Origin of the sequence: Deinococcus malanensis (assembly GCF_014647655.1) — a bacterium.
GTDB lineage: Bacteria > Deinococcota > Deinococci > Deinococcales > Deinococcaceae > Deinococcus > Deinococcus malanensis.
Window position 1 is genome coordinate 85,550 of sequence record NZ_BMPP01000016.1, and the last position, 21,018, is coordinate 106,567.

Annotated in this window: 32 protein-coding genes and 1 pseudogene; 15 read left to right on the forward strand and 18 right to left on the reverse strand. The window is 62.4% G+C overall.

The window, feature by feature from the left end; genetic code table 11:
• Nucleotides 1–11 precede the first annotated feature (11 nt).
• From IEY49_RS22095 to IEY49_RS16680, 4 genes are read left to right on the forward strand one after another with little or no spacing between them, the layout of a single operon-like run.
• Nucleotides 12–368: a hypothetical protein gene (locus IEY49_RS22095; protein ID WP_444542417.1), complete on the forward strand. Its 357-nt coding sequence runs from the start codon at nt 12–14 to the stop codon at nt 366–368.
• 38 nt (nt 369–406) lie between these two features.
• On the forward strand, nt 407–811 hold the full coding sequence (locus IEY49_RS16670; RefSeq protein ID WP_189010808.1) for a DUF6463 family protein: 405 nt from the start codon (nt 407–409) through the stop codon (nt 809–811).
• Entirely contained in the window at nt 811–1,461 is a 651-nt protein-coding gene (locus tag IEY49_RS16675; RefSeq protein ID WP_189010810.1) for a TetR/AcrR family transcriptional regulator, read from the forward strand. The genes IEY49_RS16670 and IEY49_RS16675 overlap by 1 nt, the downstream gene beginning before the upstream one ends.
• Nucleotides 1,458–2,603, forward strand: coding sequence for an FAD-dependent monooxygenase (locus IEY49_RS16680; protein ID WP_189010812.1), 1,146 nt, complete (start codon nt 1,458–1,460; stop codon nt 2,601–2,603). The genes IEY49_RS16675 and IEY49_RS16680 overlap by 4 nt, the downstream gene beginning before the upstream one ends.
• Here IEY49_RS16680 and IEY49_RS16685 read toward each other — a convergent pair.
• A pseudogene (locus tag IEY49_RS16685) lies at nt 2,569–2,912 on the reverse strand (transposase); the annotation flags it as partial. The gene IEY49_RS16680 and the pseudogene IEY49_RS16685 sit on opposite strands and share 35 nt — an antisense overlap.
• Nucleotides 2,913–3,043: 131 nt before the next feature.
• Between IEY49_RS16685 and IEY49_RS16690 the strand changes: the two are divergent.
• The gene (locus IEY49_RS16690) at nt 3,044–3,334 is read left to right on the forward strand and encodes a hypothetical protein (protein ID WP_189010814.1); all 291 of its coding nucleotides are present in this window, start codon (nt 3,044–3,046) and stop codon (nt 3,332–3,334) included.
• Nucleotides 3,335–3,718: 384 nt separating this feature from the next.
• Here the strand turns inward: IEY49_RS16690 and IEY49_RS16695 are convergent, their stop codons facing one another.
• From IEY49_RS16695 to IEY49_RS16715, 5 genes are all read right to left on the reverse strand, one after another.
• Nucleotides 3,719–4,303, reverse strand: coding sequence for a hypothetical protein (locus IEY49_RS16695; RefSeq protein WP_189010816.1), 585 nt, complete (start codon nt 4,301–4,303; stop codon nt 3,719–3,721).
• Nucleotides 4,304–4,623: 320 nt separating this feature from the next.
• Nucleotides 4,624–4,812, reverse strand: coding sequence for a DinB family protein (locus tag IEY49_RS21940; RefSeq protein ID WP_373291939.1), 189 nt, complete (start codon nt 4,810–4,812; stop codon nt 4,624–4,626).
• A 45-nt stretch (nt 4,813–4,857) separates the two neighbouring features.
• Nucleotides 4,858–5,181 carry a DinB family protein gene (locus IEY49_RS16705; protein WP_189010820.1) on the reverse strand — a complete coding sequence of 108 codons (324 nt, stop codon included), beginning with the start codon at nt 5,179–5,181 and terminating at the stop codon, nt 4,858–4,860.
• On the reverse strand, nt 5,178–5,576 hold the full coding sequence (locus IEY49_RS16710; RefSeq protein ID WP_189010822.1) for a VOC family protein: 399 nt from the start codon (nt 5,574–5,576) through the stop codon (nt 5,178–5,180). Before IEY49_RS16710 ends, IEY49_RS16705 begins: the two co-directional genes overlap by 4 nt.
• 236 nt (nt 5,577–5,812) lie before the next feature.
• Nucleotides 5,813–6,478 (reverse strand): Type 1 glutamine amidotransferase-like domain-containing protein, encoded by a 666-nt coding sequence (locus IEY49_RS16715; protein WP_189010824.1) that lies wholly within the window; start codon nt 6,476–6,478, stop codon nt 5,813–5,815.
• 51 nt (nt 6,479–6,529) lie between these two features.
• Between IEY49_RS16715 and IEY49_RS16720 the strand changes: the two genes are divergently transcribed.
• Nucleotides 6,530–7,078, forward strand: a complete 549-nt coding sequence (locus IEY49_RS16720) for a class I SAM-dependent methyltransferase (RefSeq protein ID WP_189010873.1) — start codon at nt 6,530–6,532, stop codon at nt 7,076–7,078.
• A gap of 136 nt (nt 7,079–7,214) precedes the next feature.
• On the opposite strand, the gene IEY49_RS16725 is transcribed toward IEY49_RS16720, so the two are convergent.
• Nucleotides 7,215–7,976, reverse strand: a complete 762-nt coding sequence (locus tag IEY49_RS16725; protein WP_189010826.1) for a VOC family protein — start codon at nt 7,974–7,976, stop codon at nt 7,215–7,217.
• 542 nt (nt 7,977–8,518) lie between these two features.
• On the opposite strand from IEY49_RS16725, the gene IEY49_RS16730 reads away from it, so the two are divergent.
• Complete coding sequence (locus IEY49_RS16730) at nt 8,519–8,866, forward strand: DUF2834 domain-containing protein (RefSeq protein WP_189010828.1); 348 nt, start codon at nt 8,519–8,521, stop codon at nt 8,864–8,866.
• A 60-nt stretch (nt 8,867–8,926) separates the two neighbouring features.
• Here IEY49_RS16730 and IEY49_RS16735 read toward each other — a convergent pair whose 3' ends face one another.
• The 5 genes from IEY49_RS16735 to IEY49_RS16755 all read right to left on the reverse strand — a co-directional run bounded on the left by IEY49_RS16735 (nt 8,927) and on the right by IEY49_RS16755 (nt 10,857).
• Nucleotides 8,927–9,373, reverse strand: a complete 447-nt coding sequence (locus IEY49_RS16735; protein WP_189010830.1) for a type II toxin-antitoxin system VapC family toxin — start codon at nt 9,371–9,373, stop codon at nt 8,927–8,929.
• On the reverse strand, nt 9,370–9,669 hold the full coding sequence (locus tag IEY49_RS16740) for an AbrB/MazE/SpoVT family DNA-binding domain-containing protein (RefSeq protein WP_189010832.1): 300 nt from the start codon (nt 9,667–9,669) through the stop codon (nt 9,370–9,372). Before IEY49_RS16740 ends, IEY49_RS16735 begins: the two co-directional genes overlap by 4 nt.
• Before the next feature lie 141 nt (nt 9,670–9,810).
• The gene (locus IEY49_RS16745; protein ID WP_189010834.1) at nt 9,811–10,212 is read right to left on the reverse strand and encodes a Type 1 glutamine amidotransferase-like domain-containing protein; all 402 of its coding nucleotides are present in this window, start codon (nt 10,210–10,212) and stop codon (nt 9,811–9,813) included.
• A gap of 109 nt (nt 10,213–10,321) precedes the next feature.
• Nucleotides 10,322–10,540, reverse strand: a complete 219-nt coding sequence (locus IEY49_RS21945; RefSeq protein ID WP_373291938.1) for an NUDIX domain-containing protein — start codon at nt 10,538–10,540, stop codon at nt 10,322–10,324.
• Nucleotides 10,537–10,857, reverse strand: a complete 321-nt coding sequence (locus tag IEY49_RS16755; RefSeq protein ID WP_189010838.1) for a hypothetical protein — start codon at nt 10,855–10,857, stop codon at nt 10,537–10,539. Before IEY49_RS16755 ends, IEY49_RS21945 begins: the two co-directional genes overlap by 4 nt.
• 110 nt (nt 10,858–10,967) lie before the next feature.
• Here IEY49_RS16755 and IEY49_RS21545 point away from each other — a divergent pair, with 110 nt between their 5' ends.
• Nucleotides 10,968–11,138 (forward strand): hypothetical protein, encoded by a 171-nt coding sequence (locus tag IEY49_RS21545; RefSeq protein WP_229780871.1) that lies wholly within the window; start codon nt 10,968–10,970, stop codon nt 11,136–11,138.
• Between the two features lie 6 nt (nt 11,139–11,144).
• Nucleotides 11,145–11,492, forward strand: a complete 348-nt coding sequence (locus IEY49_RS16760; RefSeq protein WP_229780872.1) for a hypothetical protein — start codon at nt 11,145–11,147, stop codon at nt 11,490–11,492.
• Nucleotides 11,493–11,596: 104 nt separating this feature from the next.
• Here the strand turns inward: IEY49_RS16760 and IEY49_RS16765 are convergent, their stop codons facing one another.
• Together IEY49_RS16765 and IEY49_RS16770 are read right to left on the reverse strand one after the other, a co-directional pair.
• Nucleotides 11,597–11,779, reverse strand: a complete 183-nt coding sequence (locus tag IEY49_RS16765; protein ID WP_189010840.1) for a hypothetical protein — start codon at nt 11,777–11,779, stop codon at nt 11,597–11,599.
• A gap of 116 nt (nt 11,780–11,895) precedes the next feature.
• The gene (locus IEY49_RS16770) at nt 11,896–12,309 is read right to left on the reverse strand and encodes a hypothetical protein (protein ID WP_189010842.1); all 414 of its coding nucleotides are present in this window, start codon (nt 12,307–12,309) and stop codon (nt 11,896–11,898) included.
• Between the two features lie 216 nt (nt 12,310–12,525).
• Here IEY49_RS16770 and IEY49_RS16775 point away from each other — a divergent pair, with 216 nt between their 5' ends.
• On the forward strand, nt 12,526–13,551 hold the full coding sequence (locus IEY49_RS16775) for an SDR family oxidoreductase (protein ID WP_189010844.1): 1,026 nt from the start codon (nt 12,526–12,528) through the stop codon (nt 13,549–13,551).
• A 394-nt stretch (nt 13,552–13,945) separates the two neighbouring features.
• On the opposite strand, the gene IEY49_RS21730 is transcribed toward IEY49_RS16775, so the two are convergent.
• Both IEY49_RS21730 and IEY49_RS16780 read right to left on the reverse strand, forming a co-directional pair.
• A complete protein-coding gene (locus IEY49_RS21730; protein ID WP_268239081.1) occupies nt 13,946–14,080 on the reverse strand; it encodes a hypothetical protein in 135 nt (44 codons plus the stop codon).
• A gap of 181 nt (nt 14,081–14,261) precedes the next feature.
• Nucleotides 14,262–14,717, reverse strand: a complete 456-nt coding sequence (locus tag IEY49_RS16780) for a DUF6326 family protein (RefSeq protein WP_189010846.1) — start codon at nt 14,715–14,717, stop codon at nt 14,262–14,264.
• A 163-nt stretch (nt 14,718–14,880) separates the two neighbouring features.
• Here IEY49_RS16780 and IEY49_RS16785 point away from each other — a divergent pair, with 163 nt between their 5' ends.
• The 5 genes from IEY49_RS16785 to IEY49_RS16805 all read left to right on the forward strand — a co-directional run bounded on the left by IEY49_RS16785 (nt 14,881) and on the right by IEY49_RS16805 (nt 18,125).
• Complete coding sequence (locus IEY49_RS16785) at nt 14,881–15,561, forward strand: response regulator transcription factor (RefSeq protein ID WP_229780873.1); 681 nt, start codon at nt 14,881–14,883, stop codon at nt 15,559–15,561.
• 154 nt (nt 15,562–15,715) lie between these two features.
• Nucleotides 15,716–16,936: a sensor histidine kinase gene (locus IEY49_RS16790; RefSeq protein WP_189010851.1), complete on the forward strand. Its 1,221-nt coding sequence runs from the start codon at nt 15,716–15,718 to the stop codon at nt 16,934–16,936.
• Nucleotides 16,937–17,056: 120 nt separating this feature from the next.
• Complete coding sequence (locus IEY49_RS16795; RefSeq protein ID WP_189010877.1) at nt 17,057–17,221, forward strand: hypothetical protein; 165 nt, start codon at nt 17,057–17,059, stop codon at nt 17,219–17,221.
• Nucleotides 17,154–17,741: a DUF805 domain-containing protein gene (locus IEY49_RS16800; protein ID WP_189010853.1), complete on the forward strand. Its 588-nt coding sequence runs from the start codon at nt 17,154–17,156 to the stop codon at nt 17,739–17,741. The genes IEY49_RS16795 and IEY49_RS16800 overlap by 68 nt, the downstream gene beginning before the upstream one ends.
• Before the next feature lie 144 nt (nt 17,742–17,885).
• Nucleotides 17,886–18,125 carry a hypothetical protein gene (locus IEY49_RS16805; protein ID WP_189010855.1) on the forward strand — a complete coding sequence of 80 codons (240 nt, stop codon included), beginning with the start codon at nt 17,886–17,888 and terminating at the stop codon, nt 18,123–18,125.
• A 97-nt stretch (nt 18,126–18,222) separates the two neighbouring features.
• Here the strand turns inward: IEY49_RS16805 and IEY49_RS16810 are convergent, their stop codons facing one another.
• Nucleotides 18,223–18,714 carry a hypothetical protein gene (locus tag IEY49_RS16810; RefSeq protein WP_189010857.1) on the reverse strand — a complete coding sequence of 164 codons (492 nt, stop codon included), beginning with the start codon at nt 18,712–18,714 and terminating at the stop codon, nt 18,223–18,225.
• Nucleotides 18,715–19,209: 495 nt separating this feature from the next.
• A partial coding sequence (locus tag IEY49_RS16815; RefSeq protein ID WP_194505920.1) for an NPCBM/NEW2 domain-containing protein occupies nt 19,210–21,018 on the reverse strand: 1,809 nt, incomplete at its 5' end.

The following is a 21,018-nucleotide window of genomic DNA, read 5'->3' on the forward strand; positions in this document are numbered from 1 at the left end:
TCGGGGTGGCGGTGGCACCGCAAGATGGCCGGGACGTCACCACCCTGCAGAAGCACGCTGATATCGCGATGTACCGGGCCAAGCAAGACGACAGGAATGGAGTTCGGACCTTCCAGGCAACCATGGGTGAGGAAGCAGTGACGCGCGTCGATGTGGAACGTGAACTGTGCCCATCCTGTGCCTCCCGCGGAGATTGGGATGAGTCTGTTGGATTTGCCATGAAGCTTCAGAAGCGCCCCCGATTGAGCTGCTGTGTGGAGCAGTCAGGGTTAACTCCATGGGCTTCACCACACCCGCAAAGTGAGCTGGTGCGAGCATCGCGTCAGGACATTCCTCCTGTCGATGAGGCAGCACTTCTGCAAGAGTGAACATGTTCAAGTTTGAGCAAGTTCAAAAGGAGTGGGATATGCAACTATGGGCAGGACGCCTGTTGATCTTCGTGGCCGTGGGCCACCTGCTGCTGGCCCTCGCCAGCATCATTCCTCACCTGGCCCTGATGGCCCCGGAGCAACTCCCCGGAGTGACCGGGGTGCCCTGGCACCCCCTCCACCTGGACCGTCAAGCCGCCTTCTGGAGCTCACTCGGCAGTTTCGCCGGCCCACAGCTGCTGTGGGGGGTCTGGGTCACCGTCGCGTCCCGAGCAGGTCAGCCGCTGCCCAGGGGCACCGGAATGGCGCTGCTGGTCCTCACAGTCGTTCAGGTCACGCTGGTCCCACTTAGCGGATTCTGGATCAACCTCCTCCCCGCACTGCTCCTGCTCGCGTCCGAAAACCCGTCCTGGGCCGCCCCCAACCAGTCCAGGAAAGCATGATGACCCGCCCACCCAGGCTGACCGCACCCAGCCGCCGTGAACGCCACAAGCAGGACAAACTGCAGCGGATTCGAGCCGCCGCGCTCACCCTGTTCACCGAGCAGGGCTACGGGTCCACCACCATCCGCCAGATTGCCACCGAAGCCGATGTGGCCACAGGGACCATCTTCCGGTACGCGACCGACAAAGCCGACCTGCTGCTGATGGTGTTTCATGACGTGATCGGCCAGACGATTGAGCAGGCCCTGGACCCGCGCCGGACCAGTGGTCCGCTCGCTCAGGTGCTTCCCCGCCTGTTTGATCCCTTTTTCGACTTTTACGAGGGGCATCAGGTGCTGGCCAGTGATTTCCTCCAGCTGGTGCTGTTTCATCAGAGCCCCTGGCGCGAGCGCGAGATGCAGCAGGGCGAGACATTCGTGCAGCGCCTGACCGAACTGCTGCTGGGCCGGCAGACGGCGGGAGAAATTGCAGCCGACCTGGACCCGCACACGGCGGCCGTGGCTATCTTCTCGCTGTACCAGGCGTGCCTTGTCGGCTGGCTGGCGGGAGGGGCCACACTGGCCGACACGCGGCGCCAGCTCGACGCGCTGCTGCACCTGCAGGGCCGGGCGCTGCGGGCCTGCTTATCTGACCAGGGCGGTGAGCCATGACCCCCTCGGTCCTGATTGTTGGTGCCGGAATAGGCGGCCTGACTCTGGCTCAGGTGTTGAAACGCGCCGGGGCCGAGGTTCAGGTGATCGAGAAGGTAGCGTCCTGGCGGCCGGTGGGCGCGGGACTGATTCTCAGCGTCAACGCCCTGAGGGTTCTGGACCGGGTGGGGCTGCGGGAAGTGACCGCGCAGGCCGGCCAGACTCTGGCGTCGGTCCAACTGACAGACGCGCGTGGACGCCCCCTGCAGACCATGTCGTATCAGGCTTATGGTGGGGCGGTTGCCCTGCACCGCGCGGCATTGCAGGACGTCCTTGGACAGGGTCTCGGAGAACAAGTGCGGTTCGGCACGACCGTGCAGGCTCTTCGTCAGGACCACCAGGGAGTGGATGTCACGTTCAGTGACGGCTCCAGGCACCGATTCGACGTGGTGGTTGGGGCAGACGGGCTGCACTCGTCGGTTCGCGGCCTCGTGTTTGGGGACGTTCCGAAACGCTATGCCGGCTACACCAGCTGGCGCTTTGTGGTCAGTGCTCCTGCATCCCGGCATGCCGTGGAGATGTGGAGCCGGGGCTGCCGGCTGGGATTCGTGCCTATCGGGGGTGGGCAGACGTACGGGTACATTACGGCTAACGCGCAGGAAGGGCAACGCGAAGGCACGCCTGACCCCAGCAGCGAGGTCAGGGCGCGATGCGCGGAATTTGCTGATCCCGCGCCAGAGCTGCTGACCCGACTGAAGCCGGACACGCCAGTAATCCGCACGGATATCCACGAGGTTCGCCTGCCCTGCTGGGTGCACGGCCGGGTGGCCTTACTGGGCGACGCCGCGCATGCCATGACGCCCAACCTGGGGCAGGGCGCGGCCATGAGCCTGGAAGACGCCTGGGTTCTGGGCGAGCAGCTCACAGCGTCCTCTGACCTTCCTGCAGCTCTGGCACGGTATGGCCGAATTCGGCGCCGGAGGGTTGACCGTGTGCAGACCGCGTCGCGCCTGCTGGGTCAGGCTGGGCAGCTGGAGGCAGCAGGCCTGCGTGCCCTGAGGGCCATGGCCATGCGCCTCACCCCGCCGGAACTCACACGTCGGTCGATGGGTCAACTCTTTCAGGCCGATCCAGGCGGTACTGGGTTCGATGATCTCGGATGAATTCATACCTCAGCGTGTAGTTTCTTTGGCGAAGAAGGCCGCGGCTTTTTTCAGGATTTCACGCTCCTGTCGGAGGATTTCGTTTTCTTTGCGCAGCCTGCGGATCTCCTGCTGCTCTGGAGTCAGGATCTGCTGCCCATGACCAGGAAAAGCGGCCTTGCCCTTCTCCTGCTCGGCATTCATCCATTTGCGCAGTAGGGAAGCATTCAGGCCCAGGTCACGGGCGGTCCCGGCCAGGTTGCCGCTGGTTCGGGCCAGTCGCACGGCATCCCGTTTGAACTCGGCGGTGTGGATTCTGCGATCAGTCATGATGGTGCCTCCTATCGTGGGGGCTTATCTCCATCTACGCCATATCGGGTCATCCTCATACCGTACCTCGCTGGCCGGGGTTGGGGGGAGGGGAGCTTGTGCGCCCACCCAGCGCCCCGGCACGGTGAAGCATGACGCTTTTCAACGCAGTGCGGATGCCGGACGTGGACCGGGGAATCACAGAGCGTGAGTTGCGGCGCCTCACGGTGGAGGTGCGGGCGGTCGTGCCGGATGTGGCAGTGGTGGTCGTCACGAACGCAAACCGGGGCATTGGTGTGAGCCTGCACGACCAGGCCGGTCACACGCTTGACATGGCAGGAGTGCCGTTCTCACTCCTGGAGGACCTCATGACCTTCTTCGGGCTCGGATGCTGGGTCCTGACCGGGACCGGGCTGCCCGCGGCCAGGGTTCGTGGCGTGTAACCCGACTTCCCCTGAGTGTGCCTGCCCGGGCGATGAGGCAAGGTAGAGCCATGTCGCCGGTTGACGTCCACGTCCTCAATCCTCATTCCAGAGCGTTCGCTCAGGACCTCTTAGCGGTGCATCCCGAGTGGCGAGCGCACGCTCAAGCGCACGACGAGGGTGAAGCGTTCAGTGTCACCCTCGCCTCTCCCGCTGACCACGAGTGCCAGCTGTGGATAACCACGGAAGACCAGCACATCACCATCGGGTTCGACCACTGGCACGGGCACTGGTTCGAACCTGCGGAAGCCCTCGAAATGATTACAGGGTGTGTGGGTCCTGGTTTGGGCTCCCAACTTCTGGAGTGCCCGGCCCATCTGTTGTCTGACCATCCGCGGAGGGATGTCAGGCAGTGCGCCCATTCCACACTCTCCGAATCAAGAGACCTGCGAGCCCCAGGAACATCACGCCTAGAAGCACTCGTGGCTCCAGCACCCGCTCACCTATCACCATCGCCAGAAGTGCGAACAGTACAAAGCCACACACCAGACCTACCACCTTCGCCTCCGGAAGCAGAGACCTCAACTGCCGGGCCTCCCAAACCACGGACTTTCCCTGGGTGTCTGCCTGAGCAGAGTAGGCACTCACGTCCTTGACCACCCCGCTGAGCCGTCCTTCCAGTTGAGCCAGCTGCTGGGTCAAGGACGTCAGGCCCCGCTGCAGTTCCGCCGAAGTGTTGGCCTGGCCTTCCATCCGCTCCATCAGTCCGGCGATGACTGCCATCTCTTCCCGGACCGTCCGCAACTCTCCCGGGATTTCCCCCAGGCGCTGCAGCTCCTGCTCCCTCCCCTGCGACAACCGGTCAATCCAGTCATCCAGTTCCTTCTCTACGCCAGCGACCTTGGCCGTCAGGGCAAGCTCGACCCGACGCAACGACCCGGCCACTTGGTCAGTCCACGCGGACCGCAGTTCATTCCGCTGCTCCTTCATCAAGCGACGGGACTCCTCCCAATGATGCTCCTCCCTCGCGCGGGCCCGGGCCTCCACCTCCTCCGAGAACAAAAGCAGCTTCACTGCAATCAACTCCAGCGGTTGCTCCTCCCGACCCTCTGCCGCTTCCGGCATCCTTCCCACAGGTTCCGCAGCCGGTGAAGAAGACATCACCTCTACCTCTTTCACGGCCGTGTCCCGCAGCAACTCACCCAGGCACTCCAACACCGGCCGCCTCTCCCGACTCGACTGACCGAACGCCTGCACCAACAGCCGATCCACTTCAGGCGTGATCAATCAGGGGGCCCCCAGCGCCGGACTCAGGCTGCGGCCCCACCTCTGCTCAAGCAACAGCAGCATCTGCCGCACCGTCTCCGCATTCCCATAATTCGTTCGCTCCCGCCACTGTGTTGCACTTTCGCCCGCCAGATCACATCCTGAACGCCCAGTCGCTTCAGCATATGAATCACCTGCGACCGGTGATGGGCACCGTGCGTCAGGACGTGCACCAACGTGGTGCCATACTGGCGGGAACTCTGATCCGCCCGAGCAGGCTAGTGATCGTCCCACCGTCCACGTTCCTCCACGTCGTGGGCAGTTCGGGCAAACTGCTCGGCCACCGTGGCCAGACGAAATTGCAAACTGGGAAGAGAAACAGGGTCGTGAGGGAGGGGGTCCAACGACCATTGCGGTTGACCGTTCATCAGATCCGTCCACCACTTCATACTCTCGATGATGTGATGCAGGGAAAGGCGTACCGTACGCAAACCCAGATCAAACTCCTGGTCCAACTGCTCATCGGAGAGCGCAGCACTCTGTTCAATCAGACGTCGCGTGGTGCCCTCGTTATGGGCGAGCAGGGTATCGAGCAGATTCATCGGTCCTGGGCGACCTCCCAGATGGTTCCCATCGGGTCCTGGAAACTGGCGGTGCGGATGCCACAGGGTCGGTCCATCGGCCCGTTCAGCAACCTGACGCCTTTGGCCGTCAGCTCGGCGCATCTGGCGTCCACATTCTCGACACGAAGGGTATACACGGCACGGGCACCATCCTGGGGGCGCGCGGCTGTTGCCGGGGCGATCAGTTCCTCGGCTTGACTGATGGCGAGGATGTTGATCAGGGTGCTCCCGAACTGGAACACGGCTGAGGTGTCACCTTCAAATGAGATCGGAAGGTCGAAAACCCTCTGGTAAAAGGCTTTGGCTTCCTCGAGGTTCTCAGTGAGCAGGGTGATGGCGAAAATGTTGCTCGTCCACGGGGTCTGGTCAGTCATGGATGCACTCCTCCAATGTAGGTCAGCCAGTGTGGACACGTCGGTTCAGACGAGGTCGGGAGAGGTGACCGTCAAGATCACCAGGTTCCGGCCAGCGTCATCCTAGAGTCTGCCGAGAATAGGTTGGAGGGGAAGACACCGCCTCCTGGAGACAACAATGGGATGCCCAGGCGAGACTCCCTCTTCAGTTGGAGCCCCCAGATCTCCGCCGTCAAAACAATGGCGAGCGAAAAACGCTAGGGCGTCAACCGTTTCCAGTGCCCTTCAGAAACGACTTCGACGGAGTCACCCACCACTTTGATGGCGGTCCGGTCGTCGATCGCGTAGCAAGGCCCCTTGATGCTGGCCGCCCAGCGTTCCGCAGCGGACATGGTATTCCCCGGCAGCATTTCGTGATCCAGATGCGGGAAGATCGAGAAGTCAACGACCCCGAGGGCGCGGTCGTCTGGCGCAGAAGGCCATTCGACAAAGTACTCACCGATCTGCGGCGTCATCACCATGCTCCCAGCGCTCAGCCCCACCCAGACAGTCTCGGGCAGCGAGGGCAGGAGCTCTGCCAGCCCGGATTCCCGCATCCAGTGGCATAAGTACGTCGCGTCACCCCCATCCACCAGCAGGACGTCGGCCTCCCGGACCCACGGCACCCACCGCTCCTGGCTGATGCTCGGCAACGCAGTCAGTTCGAGGACGCCCACCGACTTCCATCCCAGGCCACACATGGTCGCCGGAGTCTGGTCAGTAATGAAGTGCCGCACCGAGCCTGGTCCGCACATCGGGTGACCCCACTGCGCGGTCGGGATACACAGGGCGGTGGACTCCGCGATCGGTTTCGTCAGCAGGCCGACCAGCGCATCGTGGATGCTCGGGTTGGTGATGCCGCCGGAAGTAAGCAGAAGTTTCATGGGTGCTCTCCTTGCTGATGCCTCTGCTTCGGGCAGCATACTGCACCCGTGATGGCACCACTCCAGGTCATTCTTGGCGCAGGAAATCAGGCCTGGGACGGTTGGACTCCCACGCAGCGAGAACAACTCGACCTGACGGACCGTACAAGTTTCGAGCGGTACTTCGGTGACCGACGCGCTGACGCCTTCCTGTGCGAGCACGTCTGGGAGCACCTCACTTCAGAGCAGGGTCTGGAGGCTGCCCGTCTGTGCTTCAACTTTCTCCAACCAGGTGGGTTCCTGCGCTGCGCGGTTCCCGACGCGAACTTCCCGGACGAGGAGTACCAGCGGATCGTGCAGGTGGGTGGGCCTGGTCCGGCGGACCACCCGGCAGCGGACCACAAAATCGTGTACGACGCTCACCGCTTCAGGCAAGTCTTTGAGATGGCAGGCTTTGAGGTGGACTTGCTGGAATACTGCGATGAGCGGGGCCGCTTCCACTATCACGGTTGGGATGTGACGACGGGGCCGATCTACCGCTCGCTGCTGCTCGATCACCGCAACCGTGACGGCAAGGTGGGCTGTGTTTCCATCGTTCTGGATGCCAGGAAACCCCGCTGATGGTCGCTTTCGGAGACTGACGTAAAGTGACACCGACCGGAGGTGCCCGAGGCTCCTGAAGTACCGTCCACCCCGTCCAGTTCAGAGCAGAAAGCAGTTTGGATGGTGGCCGCTCTCAATAAACCGGATATCGGCCTTAGTCGTCTGCCGGCTTCGGGTTCATGACGCTGAACGTCGCGCCAGCAGGATCGGCCAGGACAGCCATGCGCCCGTAAGGCATATCGAAAGGCGCCACCAGCACCTTCCCGCCCTGATCCTGAGCCACCTGCGCTGCCCGGTCGACGTCGGTCACATAGAAGTAGGTCACCCAGTGGGGCTCCGTAACAGCTTCCCAGTTCGCACCATGCCCTGACACTCCGGCATAGCCCTGCTCGCCGTGCCGGAGCTGGTGGTAATCCGCGCCTTCAATCGGCGTGCTCTCGGCACCGAACAGTTGAGTGTAAAACGACAGGGCGCGGGCCGAGTCGCGGGTGTTGACCTCCACCCAGGCCACGCTGCCGTCGCCTTCCCGGGCTTCGAAACCCTGATGGTTGCCGGCCTGCCACAGGCCGAAAGTGGCGCCCGTGGGATCGCTGAACACCCCCATATGACCCTGGTCACCGATCTGCATCGGCCCCATGATGACCTGGCCACCTAAGCGCGTGACGTGCTCTGCATCGGCAGCGATATCGTCGCTGGCAAAGTAGACCGTCCAGGCACTCGGCATCTCTGCGCCGGGTGGAAGCGGAGCCAGCCCCGTCGCCAGTTTTCCGTCCTGGAAGGCCATTGCGTAATGGCCGTATTCCTCACTGCTTTCTCCGTATTCCCAGCCGAACAGGGCCGTGTAGAAGGCTTTGCTCTGGTCTGGCATGGGTGTGGCGAGGTCAGTCCAGCTAGGTTGTCCGGCAGGATAGGTCATGGGCGCTCCTCCTTAAATTGTGATCAAGAGTAGCGTAAGTCACAGCATTTATTTTGTCAATAGCATAATTCTAGATTGAAGCCGAACAGCCTGGGATGGGTGTAGGTGAAACGGGATGGTCTGGGCAACTTCTGTGCCCATCCAGCAACTAATGTGTCAAACCCTCAGCCCGGTGGTCACAGCTGTATCAGCAGGCAGTTGCAATTGCATTGAACAGAAGGAGACGAAGTTATCCCTGTTCCCGGGATAGGGGCTGGGCGGTCGCCCGGTCGTATAAGGCGCACATTCCACTCTGCTGAGCCTGCTGGTATACCTAGATGCCGTCAACGCCGGGTGAAAACTGACCGTGAGGGTAACCCTGGTGCCACCCGCTCCAGATCCGGGTAGAGGCCCGCTTGAGGCCCAGCGCCATTCACATACATGAACGCGCTTGTATGCCGGCGAATCATGTGCCCCCAGCCGTCACAGCGTGTACCCAGCCGTGCGACACCCTCAATCCACTTTTGCATCGTGTTCTTGGCTGCAGATCTTAAGCTGAGCGAGTGACTTCCCCACAAGTGCTTTACCTGACACTCGCGGTCGTAGGCGCGGCGCTGCCCCTGGCTGCTTTTCTGCCGTGGTTGGCTGAACACGGCCTGGACCTGGCCCTGATCGGCGAGGAGATCAGGCGCAGTCGCATCTCCGCATTCGCCTGGGCGGACGTGCTGGTCACGGTCGTGACAATCCTGGTCTTTATCCGCCTCGATGCCCCCCGCGCCGGCGTGACCCGCGTGCTGTGGCCGGTATTGGCCGCGTGCCTCGTTGGGGCATCGCTGGCCCTGCCGCTCTATCTCTACCTGCGGGAGCGAGCACAACCGGGGCGCCCCTCTGAAACCGCGCCGGGCGAATGACGGCACACGGTGGGCCGCAGCCCCCAGGCCGCAGAAGAAGCCCACGGCGACCGACTGACCTTACCCTCCTGCGCTTGACTCCGGCCCAGGAGCGGGCAGCGCGACCGTCAACAGCGGTACCTCAGGAAAGTCACCGTAATCCCGCACGTTCAAGGTCAGCAACTGATGCCCCCCCGCACTCGCGTGAGCGCCCACCAGAAAGTCCGTCAGGATGCGACGCAGCATTCCACCCCCAGCAGCCCGGCGCCGCACCGAGTACGCCGCATGAGCCTGACCTGCCCGCTGCCAGGCCATGAGCGACATCTCAGGGTCCGCCACCACACCGTACGTGCGCAGCAGAGCGTCCAGATCCGGACGCATCCCGTACAGTTCGGCGTACACCGCCCCGCACACCAGCAGGCGGCCTGAGCGGGCCAGGCGATCAAGAGCCGCGGCCAGGCGGGACGCTGTGACCTCGGCATTCCAGAGGGCCAGCAGGACATTGGTGTCCAGGGAGACGCTGCTCAATGGTCATCCAGCAGGGTCACGTTCGGGTGTGCTGGCGCAGACCGCAGGGCGGCCGTGTCGTCGGGGTCGTGCCTGAGATCGTCTACACGCTGGCAGGCATCCTGGCCGGCGGGCAGAGGGTCAAGGCCGATCATGCCGCCGAAGCTGGGCGTGTCGCGTTGGGGGTACAGCACGACCGTGCCGTGTTCCACCTCGAAGCGGACTCGGTCGCCGTCCTGCACACCGAGGCGTTCACGGATTTCGCGGGGGAGGGTCACCTGCCCTTTACTGGTGATCTTGGCCGTAATCGTTCCCATGCCGTGATTGTATTCCTTACGCGTATGTCTTACCAGAAGGCAAGGCTCATCCACGACCGCCCCTGGCCTGCCTGCTCCCTGTTGCGTCTCACCCGCCACACTGTTGGCGAAGGACGTCCTGTGCGCTTCAACTGTGACTGATCACGGCCGGACAGTCACTCCAGGCTCAAACCCACCGAACTCAATCTGCCCGCTGTGAACGACGAGACCGCCCCGTGCGGGAAGGGCATATACCGGGCGCTGATGAAGGTCCGCATACGCCTGAACCTGTGCGTGCTGCTCAGGCTGGTAATGACACCAGACGTCATGACCACCTAGGAAGTTCAGGGCAGTCGTGCTCTGCAGGCCGATGACATCAGCATCATCGTGCGCGCAGGACAGAATGTCAGACCCCATCAGGATGGCTCCGGCGCTGCCGCCATACACAGCTCCGCCGCCAAAGGCATACCGCTTCAGGGCAGCGTCGAGAGAATGCTCGCGGAGCAGGTGCAACAGTCTGAAGGTATTTCCGCCACCGATATAGACCCCGTCGAATTCACTCAAGTCTCCCGGGTCGTGACTGGCAAGGTCAGAAAGGTCAACTCCAGAACCCAACGGGTTGGACCGCTCTCTATGGGGATCGCAGTCCGCTGACCTCTAAAGGCGGGATAACTCACCCTGCACATGCAGCGTGTTCAGTCATGCGATCCACCCTGATTTCCCGCACGGCCGCCTGCAGAGCGCTCTCCCCAGGTTCGACACCACCCTTCGGGAGTGCCACGACGTCGAACTCAGGTTCATGCTGTGCGCCCCGGACATCCCGGAGGATCCAGGCTCCAGCACCACTGCAGGATGTCCTTCCGCCTCCTCTGATGAACCCCAGAGCCCTCAAGGCAGCGTTCCCGCGCGAACAATCGGTCGTTGCTGGTCGCTCCCGTGCCAGTCGAACCGGATGACAAAGTACCCGCAGCGGTCATGCCGCTGCGCCCAGTAAAACCGCTCATCCGCTCGCGTCGCAAAATTCTCCATCACGAACGTGTCATCCAGCGGCCCACACCCAGGCCGCTCAGCGATCTTCAGCTTCAAGATGCGCGACCGACCCGTCGAGGTGTTCACGACCTGGAACTCCAGGTTGACCGGATCATTGGGAGCGCCCGCTTTCGTCGGCCTGGTCTGCTGGTCATCCTGAAGCTCCTGGGCGGAAATCATGGACCGGGCCAACACATCGCAGCGGGAGAGCCGACAGGCGATCACACGCCGGTGCTCCCGGGCACGCCGGCGAATGGTGCCCGGGCCTCCCGGAGCCGGGCGTCCCGCGAATGAGCCTCGTCCCAGGTGTCCGGAAGGCCGCATTGACGCTGCACATCACGGCCTCCGTGGGTTGGGTCGGGGCGGCGATCTCGTACCTGGTGCTGGCCGTGGCGGCCATGAACAGTCACGACGTGCAGATGCTGCGCACCGCCTGGATGGGAATGGAGGTCATCGCGTGATACGCCATGGTGCCACTGAGTGTGCTGGCGTTGCTGAGTGGCGTGGCGCAGGCGCTGCTGACGCCCTGGGGCTTGTTCAGGCATTACTGGGTGGTGTTCAAGTTGCTGCTGACGGTCGTGGCGACGGTGGTGCAGCTGTTGACCATGCCGGAGATCAGCGTGATGGCGAATGTCGCGGCGAGGTCGGTGCCCAACGGTGATGCGGCGCCTGGACTTGAAGGTCAGTTGCTCCACCCTGGTGCTGGCCTGGTGGTGTTGCTGGTGATTACGGTGTTGTCGGTCGTGAAGCCGCGTGGGTTGACGCTGTCCGGTCAGCCGAAGCAAGCGGCGCAGCGCAGCAGTTCACGCCCGTAGGCCATGAGTTCAGGTGTGGTGGCTACCGGGTGAAGCAGCCTGATGTGACCGCACACGGCTCATCGAGCAGTGATCGGCACGGCCTTGACCCTCTCAAACAGCCCTCAGACGCCTGAAACATCCGGCGGGCGGTGGTATTCCAGCAGCGCTGCCGGGGTGAAGGTTCCTGGTTTCAACCCGAGCGCTTTGAGTTCGTCGGTGGTGGCCAGCTCCGGCGGGTAAGTGTCGTGGTATTTGGTGATGGAGGGGCTGGGTTTGCGCATGTGCAGTGCTGGGGTGCGGGCCACCACCGGGAGGCGATCCCGTGGAGCGTACCGTAGCACTTTGCGCGACCCTGTGGGGGCCTGATAGGCCTGGGGGTAAACAGTCCGGATATACCGGCAGTCGGTCAGCTTCCCTGAAACTACCTGTTTTTGATCTTAATGTTGTCCGGTCCAGCACCCTTTAGCCCAGGCAATGACAGGGTCTGTCCCGTCGACTGCACACTGACGCTCAGCCGGAAGGTAGCCAGGAACTTGGAGAGTGTCAGGTCGTCGTTTCCTGGAAGCTCGATGATCAGTTGCCCGCCCCGCAGGAAGCCGTTGTAACGACTCAGCAGGGCAGGGAACGTGCCTCGCCGGAATTCCTCATCAGTCTGGGAAAACAACACCACCACCGGTCCGTTGTGGCGCGGGACCAGTTGCACGTCGAACCTGCCGCCGTCCCTTTCCCCGTAGCCGACCTTTGTCTGGAAATCACGGTCCCAGACGATTAACTGCAGGGCCCCCGCCGGGGAGGCGAGAACCAGCAGGAGCAGGGGTATCAGAAGTCGGGGCATTTTCATGGGGTATCCAATCTTTTAGCGAAGGAAAGTAAGTTGACCTGCGTTCCGACATGTCACTCTGACAGCAGATCTACCTGTGCACTCCTATCCTAGCGACAGAAGTTGACAAAACACTGAACCAGATCATGGCCGGGACCATGATCTGGTGGCTGCCGAAGAGATGAATACGTGGCGCTGAGTATCCGTCGGGCAGGATTTGCTTGTAGACGCTTGACTGCGCTACCGAAGCGGGCGCCGGTCGTGTCCGCGCACTGTGCCGCGCTGTGTGCGGCCGGGGCTGCGCCGATCCGGGCCGGGGAGCCCGGGTACAGCACGAAGCTGGACCGCGACCGTGACGGTATCGGCGGCAAGTGCCCGCCAGGCAGGAGTGTCGTTCGGCGAACGGTGATGGCAGGATGGCGGCATGCCCATACCCTTGACTCCGCCCTGCAGAATCAACGGACCATCACCCTCGCTTGCGATGGTCCGGCCGTGATCGTCCGCTTCGATGGCCAGACCGTCGTCGTAACCGGTGCGGCGCATGGCTTCGGTCGAGCCATCAGCCTGGCGTTTGCGGTCAGGGGTGCGAGGGTCTGGGCCTGTGACGTGAACGAAGCTGGGCTACGGGAAACGGAAGCCCTGGCGGTTCAAGAAGGCGCTTCGTTGCAGGTTCGCACGGTGGATGTCTCCAACCGGCGGGCGGTGCAGGCCCTGGTTCAGGAGGCTTCAGGGGGAGAGCGGGTGGATGTACTGGTGAATAACGCGGGTGGCGTGCTTGGTCAGGTGGGCCGGCCAGTGGAGGAAATCAGTCAGGACGACTGGCACGCGCTGTTCCGAGTAAACGTGGACGGCGCGTTTTATTTCAGTCAGGCGGTCGCGCCGATCATGAAGGCGCGGGGTGCTGGGCGCATCGTGAACATCAGCAGCGGGGCGGGGGTGGGCGTGAGTCTGACAGGCGTTCAGGCGTACGCGAGCGCGAAGGCCGCGCAGATTGGTCTGACCCGGCAGCTGGCCCACGAACTCGGCGCATGGGGCATCACGGTGAACAGCGTCGCGCCCGGGTTCGTGCGGAGCAACCCCACCACCGAGCGGCAGTGGGAAAGTTACGGCGAGGACGGGCAACGCCGCTTGATCGAGAACATCGCCTTGAAGCGCCTCGGCAGTCCGGAGGACATCGCTCACGCGGTCCTGTTCTTCGCGTCCGAGTATGCCGGCTGGGTGACCGGTCAGGTGCTCAGCGTGGATGGAGGCAAATGACGGGCGACAGCCATCCTGCGGGAGTACCAGTCAGACGTCATCTAGACACCGCCGCTGCCAAAACACCTGCCGTGACCATCATTCCGTGACGCACTGTCCTTACATCCGTCTCGTCTGGTCTCACGAGACGGGTACATTGGAGGGAATGCAACTCCTGTTTGTTCCCATACGTTGCCTGCAGTCGGCTGCCTGCTGGTGCGCTGATGCCGTTCCTCTGTACGCATCTGGCTGATGTCCTGCGTCGTGATTAGGACCTAACCTGACGAAGGCTGAAATTTTTTCCAGACCGCATGAGGGGTTTCTGAAGCCGCAACTCAGCGGCTTGCGGCACAGTCTGCTTCTGAGCGGGGTAGGCAGAAGGGGCCTGTCCGTGTCGTGACTTCAACCTGGAGCGTTACCGGGAGGAGCGCCGCAGGTACCGTTCGGCCAAAGCCAACGTGACCAACCAGCGCGACCAGGCCACCACGACATTACTGGCGTCGAAGTCCAGCCACGGACTCAGCGCCAGCAATTGCACCCGCAAGCTCACAGCCCGCCCCACGTCGCGTTCGCGGCGACCAGCAGCACGATCAGGGGTTGAGGCCTGCGCGCCTGCATAGCGAACGAGAAGGAGAACGCCCCGTATGCCATGGTCACCACGCGTATTCCGTCGAGGTTATCTCCTGGCAGAGCGTATAGCTGGCTTAGCCACTTGGACAGGGACACCACTGCTACGCCGGCGTCAATGGTGAGGACGTGCGGGGCCAGGTCCAGGCGGAGCGCAGGATGAAGGCCAGAAGCAGCACCTCGAGTCCGATGGAGATGCCGTAGAAGGCGGCCCACTCCCAGGTCGCCCCTGCTGCGTTGAACATCGAGTAGGGGATGAGGAGCGATGCAACGACGAGGTTCGTGGGGCGGTTCACCCGGGCGGGCAGCGTCATGGAGAGCCACACCATCATGGCCGGGATCGACACAGACACGAGGAAAATGGTCAACAACGTCGAGCTGATGTCGAACTTCCAGATGAGGCCAACCAGGATGCCGTCGACGACGCCGGGCTTGTAGAAATTTAAGATGTCGACGTAGATGTAGAGGAACATGAAGCTGGCCCAGGCTGCCGTGAGCTTGGCTTGCACCGGGATCTGCGGGTCCTTCAAAGTGCTATTGATGGGGACATGTCGTGTCATGTTCTCCTCCTTACATTCGGTTGGTGAGGCTCACGCCTCGGGTAGCGACGTGCAACCCTGCATGGAGTGTGTGCGGCGACCCACAAGACGCTTTCGGGGAATTGACAAGTTTTCTTGACAGGCGTTAGGCGTGGTCTTGGCAAGGCTGCTTACACTGAAAGACGTGAACCCAGGCCAACTCGTATTGATCGTGGAAGACGAGCCGGATATTGCCGAGTTGCTGGAGGTGTACCTGCGCCGCGAGCAGTTCCGCACTGAACGGGCCAGTACCGGCTCAGCGGCCGTGCAACTGCATCGCACGGCCCGGCCTGATCTGGTCTTGCTGGATGTCAATCTGCCCGAATTTGACGGCTTTGAAGTGCTGCGGCTCATCCGGGAGACGGCAGGAACACCCGTCATCATGGTCACGGCGTTCGCGGAAGACTTGGACACGCTTCTGGGCCTCAAAATGGGCGCGGACGACTATGTGGTCAAGCCCTTTAGCCCCCTGGAGGTGGTTGCCCGCGTCAAAGCGGTGCTGCGCCGTGCCGGAACACAGACCACCGGGCAACCGCTTCGGTTAAGCGGGGTCGAACTCGATCCGTTGGCCGTGCGGGTGCGGGTTCTTGGTCAGCGCCTCGACGTGACCATGACCGAGTACCGCTTGCTGGAACACCTGCTGCGGCACCGGGGCCGGGTGTGTTCCCGTGCCGAACTGCTCGAAGTGGCCCTGCCCGACTCGGACGCGCTGGAACGGGTAATCGACACCCACCTGTGGAATCTGCGCCGGAAACTGGAGGGCGCGGGCCAGCCCAATATTATTCAGACGGTGCGCGGCGTGGGCTTCCGGCTGGCAGACGAATGAGGCGGACTGCGCTCCACTCGTGCACATTTGGCACCCCCACCGGATGTTCGTCCATACCGTGGGACCCGTGCTCGTCCCTCCATGCGCTGCTACGCAGCTGTTCCAGTTTGCCCTGGTCGAAGGCTGAACTGTATGGCTTTCAATAGGAATCTTTATGAAGCTGCAGCCTGAGACGCCCTGGCAAGCCATGCGGCGCGCTTGGAACTCGCTGGCCGCAGACCTCTACAAAACCATGCTGGGGTTGGTGCTGCTGACCTCGCTGACCGTGTTCGTCATTCTCAGTTACGCCTGGTCAGCTTTTATGGATGAGGTGCAGCGTCAGACCCAGCAGTTGCTGACGGCCCGGTTTCAGCTGTCCCCCAGTCAACTTGACCCCCTGTTGATGCAGGCGAGACAGCTGTCTGGGACCAGCCTAGATGTGGATCAGATCCGGTCCCTGTTCGTGTTCGGCTTGGTGCTGCTCTTCACCGTGCTGTCCCTGCTCGCGTGGTGGTCGGCCCGGCGTTTTGCTCGCCCTTTGACACATCTCTCCGCTGCCGCGAACCGGCTGACTTCTGGGGACTTCACGGCCCGCGCCGCGTTGAGCCGCAGTCTGACCCGGCGCAGCGACGAAACAGCGAGGCTCCTGAGAGATTTTAACGTCATGGCCGCATCCCTAGAGCGGCTGGAGCATGAACGGCGCTATAGCGTGGCTGCCATTGCCCACGAACTCCGCACGCCAGTGACGGTGCTGCGCGGGCGGCTGGAAGCTGTGCGGGACGGCGTGTTGCCGGCTCACCCGCAGGAACTGGACAAATTGATCGGTCATGCCGACCTGCTGTCCGAGCTGATTGAGGATTTGCAGCTTCTCTCGCTGGCTGAAGCGGGCGAATTGCGGCTCGAACTTGGGCCAGTGGAGATGCAGGATGTCCTGATCCGTCTGCACGCCGATCACCTGCCGACGGCCCAGGCACAGGGCGTCGATCTTCTCCTGGAACTCTGTCCCGAACCGGTCATGGTGACCGGTGACCGGCGCCGGTTGCAGCAGGTCGTCCATAACCTGCTGACCAACGCCCTGCGCCACACGCCCCCGCACGGCACGGTCTGGATCAAGCTTGAGGTGGAAGCGGGGGCCGTCCACATCGAGATTCACAACACAGGCACAGGGTTCACCGCAGAAGCCCTGAATCGGGCGTTCGAACGGTTTTACAGCGGCCCTGACCGGGAACGCGGGCGCGGCGGAAGTGGGCTGGGGCTGGCCATCTCGAAATCATTGATCGAAGTTCACGGCGGGTGCATGAGGCTGTTCAACACCGAAACTGGAGCGGGGGTGCAGATCACGCTGAACCCACTCGCGGGCGATGAAGGGCCTGCCGGGGCAAGGCCACGATTCTGAAGTTCTCATCCGCTCGGAAGAGATGCGGTTTCACACCTCCTATGGCGAGACTTCGACACGTGGGGATTCCAGGGAGCGAACAGCGCGGTTCTGTGTTCCGATTGAGATCAAGTCTCAGTGATGCAGCAGGTGCTGTCAGAGCCGGAGCGGCAGGGGCGACCGACCCCGGTGGACCTGCGGGCCTTGACGCCGCTGAAGTGGCCGCACATCAGCCCGTATGTCACCTTCACGCTCAACATGCACGAGCGACTGCCGCTCAAGTCACAGCTGGCACAGACAAGTTAGACAGAATTTCGCCCCTCGCCAGGTTAAGCCCGATTACGCGAACTTCAAAGGGCGCGTCCGCCGGCGTGCCTTCTGGTGCTTCATGCTCGCAACGGCCCTGGTGTCGCTGGTGTTGAGCATGCTTCAACTGGGGATGCGTGAGGACACCCTGCTGGTCCGGATCGTGGAAGGAGTGGACTTGCTGGTAGCACTGGGTTTCCTGGTGCCGACCCTGGGCATGGGCGCGCGGCGGTTACATGACGCGGGGCGGAGTGGGTGGTGGCAGCTGCTGCTTGTTCCCCTGCTGCTGTTCGTGCCGTGGAGCATGGTGGGTCCGGGGGTAGCCGTCGTCTGGGGGCCGTGGTGGTTCGCATCTGGCGTGCTGGGATGGGCGGGCCTGCTGATGCTGCTGATGGTGGACAGCCTCCCGGGCGTGAACCGCTGGGGGGAGTCCAAAAGGAACGGTGACGGGGACCGTGAACGCCTGAAGCGCACCACACCGGGTCACGGTCGGGTTTCAGCGTGGATCATGATGACCTGATGACGCTTCCCTTCGCGGATCAGACCATCCCCCCGGCTTCCCTGCACCATGGCGTGAAGACCGCCGTGGAGATCGTGGTGTACGGCGCGACCCCGCAGGTTCGTGCTGGAGGAGGGCAGGCCGCGGCGGGTATAAATGTTCGATGTGAGCGCGTCCCTGGTGGGGAAGGTCCAGCGACTGGTCGCGGGCACCTTGGCCGGAGATGGAGGCTCGATGACCTTCACAGGCCGGCAGATCTTGCTCGAAGCGGATGCAGGCGAGGGGAAAACACTCCGGGTGTCATTTCAGCAGGATGAAACGTCCTCCGTCTGGCCGATCACTGATCACGGCAGCCTGACCGAGCTCACCGACCTTCAGCACTCGTTGACCGCAGGACCGCGCTGACACGCTCGGGCGCGGGACTCCAGTACGCAGTTGAGGGGAACCAAGGTGGCACTGGCGATAAGTCACCGTCAGGTAGCTTGTTGGCGTCCGGAATGGGTTATCTCTTTCCAAGGATCTGCAGGGACGTGCAGGTGTTCACGGCGCGGTCCACGGCGGCCGCCATCTGCCGGGCGGGCACCCGGGCGGGATCCAGATCGACCTTGCAGGTCACGTGCCCGCCAGCTTCAGGTGCGGGCGTGCTGGTGTAGATGGTCACACTGCCTGTCGGGAAGGTATGCACCTCGGCAGTCGTGCGGCCGGCCGCGCGGCGCTTCACGCTGGCGTTTGTTATGACGATGACCGGGTTGTAGTGCAGTTTGAACTGCATAACCATACCCAGGACGGTGCTCTTGAAGCCGACCGGGTTGCCCATATCGAACGATGTGGGGTCTGGCACTAATCCTTTAGGCAGCATGACGCGCGCGGAGTAGAGTGTGTCGTTCGCGTGTTTGAACACCATCGGGGTGGGCACGAGTGGAGCGCTGAGCAGCGGTGTCGCCAGGGCGGGGACCGTCATGGTCAGCAGGATCAGGGGCAACAGGGCGCGCATTTCTTCTCACAGTACACGCGCCCACGCCCGCCACGCGGCGCAGATGCGCTGTACCTGTGCCAGTGGGTGAGGGGCATCAGCAGTCTGGTGGGAGCAGAACATTATGGAGTCCGTCTTTGAGGAACTGAACGGAGCGGGCAAAAGCCAGCACTAGCGATTTGTAGAAGGTCTGATGACTCAATCGCAGTAAGACTACCTGCCCCTCTGCCCCCAGGACACACCTGGGGGTTTCGCTATCAGACATTCAGACATGCTGAAGTTAGCCGCTCACCACGGCCTGCTCCGCGCGATAACCCGATCGTCCTGCGTGTAGCCGGCGAGAACCCCTGATCTGCTGAAGCATCCTTGAGTGCAACGAAGAAGGCGGCCCGGAGGCCGCCTTGATTTCTTAAAGATAGCGTCGAATACAGGCTGAGTCAAGGATATACATCGGATGGTCGAGGGTTTATGAGCATGACGGGTATGGCAGTACCATCGCTGCCCATTTACCTCTGATCAGGGAAACAGGCGGGCCACCGTGAAGGAACTGCCACACGGAGACAGGCATGAAGGCAGGCTCGATGATCCAGCCAGGAGAATTCGGCCATCTGCCTGCACGCTGCTTCGGGTCACATTCATATTTGGCAGGGAGTAGATCTGCTTGAAGGTTCCATCCGCATTGAAGCGTACATTGTGCGCCAGTAAGGAACCGTCTGGCAGAGTCTGTAAACCAGTCAAACCGTAGCCCTCGGGGTAGAACACACGCCCCCCCATTCCGAAGCTGCTGCTCAGGGCCCCGTTGGGCTCATGCTTCACCAGCATGCTGTCGTCATCTATGACAGGTGGATCATATTTGGATGTGCTTTCAGAGATGTTCCGACCCTGCAGCCCGACCAGGAAGCCGTCGCCTGGGAGCATCGCGAGCGACCTGCCACTGAATTCCTTGTAAGCGGACCGCCAGACTTCATACCCGATCTGCCCATTCGTCCCGAAGCTGGTGTCCAGCTGCCCATCCGCGGTGAAGCGTTTCAGGTACCCGTTGCTCGTCAGGAGAAGAATCTGACCAGTGGACTGAAGAGCAATGTCGGCGATGGACAGTTGCCCGCCCTCCTGGCGCTCCAGGGTACCGGCACTCGCGAACGTCGTGTCAAGCGTTCCATTGGAGTTGTACCGTTGCACGGCCCGGGTGCCGTTGACCAGGAGTCGTCCATCACCCAGCACCAGAATCTCGGTCACCCCCCCAACCGTCAGTTCGGGAACGATGACGACGCCACCATTGCCGAAGGTGGGGTCAAGTGCGCCTGTCGGAGTCAGGCGTGCCATCAACGGGGTGAGACCTGAGGTTCCGCCACCCACAAGGATCTTGCCGTCTTTCTGCAGCGCTATAGCGGAATAAATTTCGTACCCCGAAGGATTGGCGGAACTGCTGCTGATCAGATTCAGCACGGCTGTTCCCGCACTTCCGAAGCTGGGGTCAAGGCTGCCATTGCTGTTGTAGCGAGCGACGACAGTTTTGAAATCGATACCGACAGCGAACATGGTGCCGACGGCGACCACTTTGCCATCCGGCTGTTGCTGGACCGCAGAGGCTTCGGTATTGCCTCCATCAAAGTTGGTCACCACGATCCCATCACCATCAAAGCTGGGGTCCAGCGTGCCTGAGGGGCCAGAGGGTGGCGGGGTGGGGGGCGGGGTCGTGGGGGGCGTGGTGGCCACGCAGAAGATCTTGGGTTGCGCCCAGTCAGCATGGTCGTAGTTGATGCCGTTCCCCGCATCCGTCACCACCAGCCTCAGTTCCTGTTTCCCAGTGATGTCCAGGTCCACCAGTCTGGCCGGGTCCTTGCCCTTCATCGCCCCGCTGTCGTACGCCTTGACGCCATCCAGGAACACCTGGAACACCACCTTGCCTTTCTTGCCGACCTCGTCGTCCACCCCGACATCCGCCGTGAACCGTGTGCAGTTCGCTCCGGTGCCTTTGAGGCTGAAGCGCAGTTCACTGCCCGCATGAACGCCGTACCCGCGGGTGTACGTCTTCCCGTTGATGCTCAGCGTCTTTCCGTCTCCGGCGGCCTGTTCGCCGTTGCTGCGGTCGATCTCGACGGGACCCCAGCCGTTGGAGGCGGCCAGGATGGGTTCGAAGTACAGGTTGTTCTCGCCGGGGGTGAGGCTCAGGGTGGTGAGGCGGCCTTCGGGGGCGGTGTAGGACCAGGGGTAATTCGCGCCGTTGGCGTAGGGATCGACTTCGGCGGGTGACTCTCCTTGCGGCTGGCCGCAGGCGGCGAGCAGGAGGGTCAGGGCAGTGCTGAGCAGGATTGAGCGGCGTGC

Coding starts and splice junctions, on each gene's coding strand:
- IEY49_RS16670 (WP_189010808.1), top strand. CDS start 407: ATGCAACTATGGGCAGGACGCCTGTTGATCTTCGTGGCCGTGGGCCAC.
- IEY49_RS16675 (WP_189010810.1), top strand. CDS start 811: ATGACCCGCCCACCCAGGCTGACCGCACCCAGCCGCCGTGAACGCCAC.
- IEY49_RS16680 (WP_189010812.1), top strand. CDS start 1,458: ATGACCCCCTCGGTCCTGATTGTTGGTGCCGGAATAGGCGGCCTGACT.
- IEY49_RS16690 (WP_189010814.1), top strand. CDS start 3,044: ATGACGCTTTTCAACGCAGTGCGGATGCCGGACGTGGACCGGGGAATC.
- IEY49_RS16695 (WP_189010816.1), bottom strand. CDS start 4,303: ATGAAGGAGCAGCGGAATGAACTGCGGTCCGCGTGGACTGACCAAGTG.
- IEY49_RS16705 (WP_189010820.1), bottom strand. CDS start 5,181: ATGAATCTGCTCGATACCCTGCTCGCCCATAACGAGGGCACCACGCGA.
- IEY49_RS16710 (WP_189010822.1), bottom strand. CDS start 5,576: ATGACTGACCAGACCCCGTGGACGAGCAACATTTTCGCCATCACCCTG.
- IEY49_RS16715 (WP_189010824.1), bottom strand. CDS start 6,478: ATGAAACTTCTGCTTACTTCCGGCGGCATCACCAACCCGAGCATCCAC.
- IEY49_RS16720 (WP_189010873.1), top strand. CDS start 6,530: ATGGCACCACTCCAGGTCATTCTTGGCGCAGGAAATCAGGCCTGGGAC.
- IEY49_RS16725 (WP_189010826.1), bottom strand. CDS start 7,976: ATGACCTATCCTGCCGGACAACCTAGCTGGACTGACCTCGCCACACCC.
- IEY49_RS16740 (WP_189010832.1), bottom strand. CDS start 9,669: ATGGGAACGATTACGGCCAAGATCACCAGTAAAGGGCAGGTGACCCTC.
- IEY49_RS16755 (WP_189010838.1), bottom strand. CDS start 10,857: ATGATTTCCGCCCAGGAGCTTCAGGATGACCAGCAGACCAGGCCGACG.
- IEY49_RS21545 (WP_229780871.1), top strand. CDS start 10,968: ATGAGCCTCGTCCCAGGTGTCCGGAAGGCCGCATTGACGCTGCACATC.
- IEY49_RS16760 (WP_229780872.1), top strand. CDS start 11,145: ATGGTGCCACTGAGTGTGCTGGCGTTGCTGAGTGGCGTGGCGCAGGCG.
- IEY49_RS16770 (WP_189010842.1), bottom strand. CDS start 12,309: ATGCCCCGACTTCTGATACCCCTGCTCCTGCTGGTTCTCGCCTCCCCG.
- IEY49_RS16780 (WP_189010846.1), bottom strand. CDS start 14,717: ATGACACGACATGTCCCCATCAATAGCACTTTGAAGGACCCGCAGATC.
- IEY49_RS16790 (WP_189010851.1), top strand. CDS start 15,716: ATGAAGCTGCAGCCTGAGACGCCCTGGCAAGCCATGCGGCGCGCTTGG.
- IEY49_RS16795 (WP_189010877.1), top strand. CDS start 17,057: ATGCAGCAGGTGCTGTCAGAGCCGGAGCGGCAGGGGCGACCGACCCCG.
- IEY49_RS16800 (WP_189010853.1), top strand. CDS start 17,154: ATGTCACCTTCACGCTCAACATGCACGAGCGACTGCCGCTCAAGTCAC.
- IEY49_RS16810 (WP_189010857.1), bottom strand. CDS start 18,714: ATGCGCGCCCTGTTGCCCCTGATCCTGCTGACCATGACGGTCCCCGCC.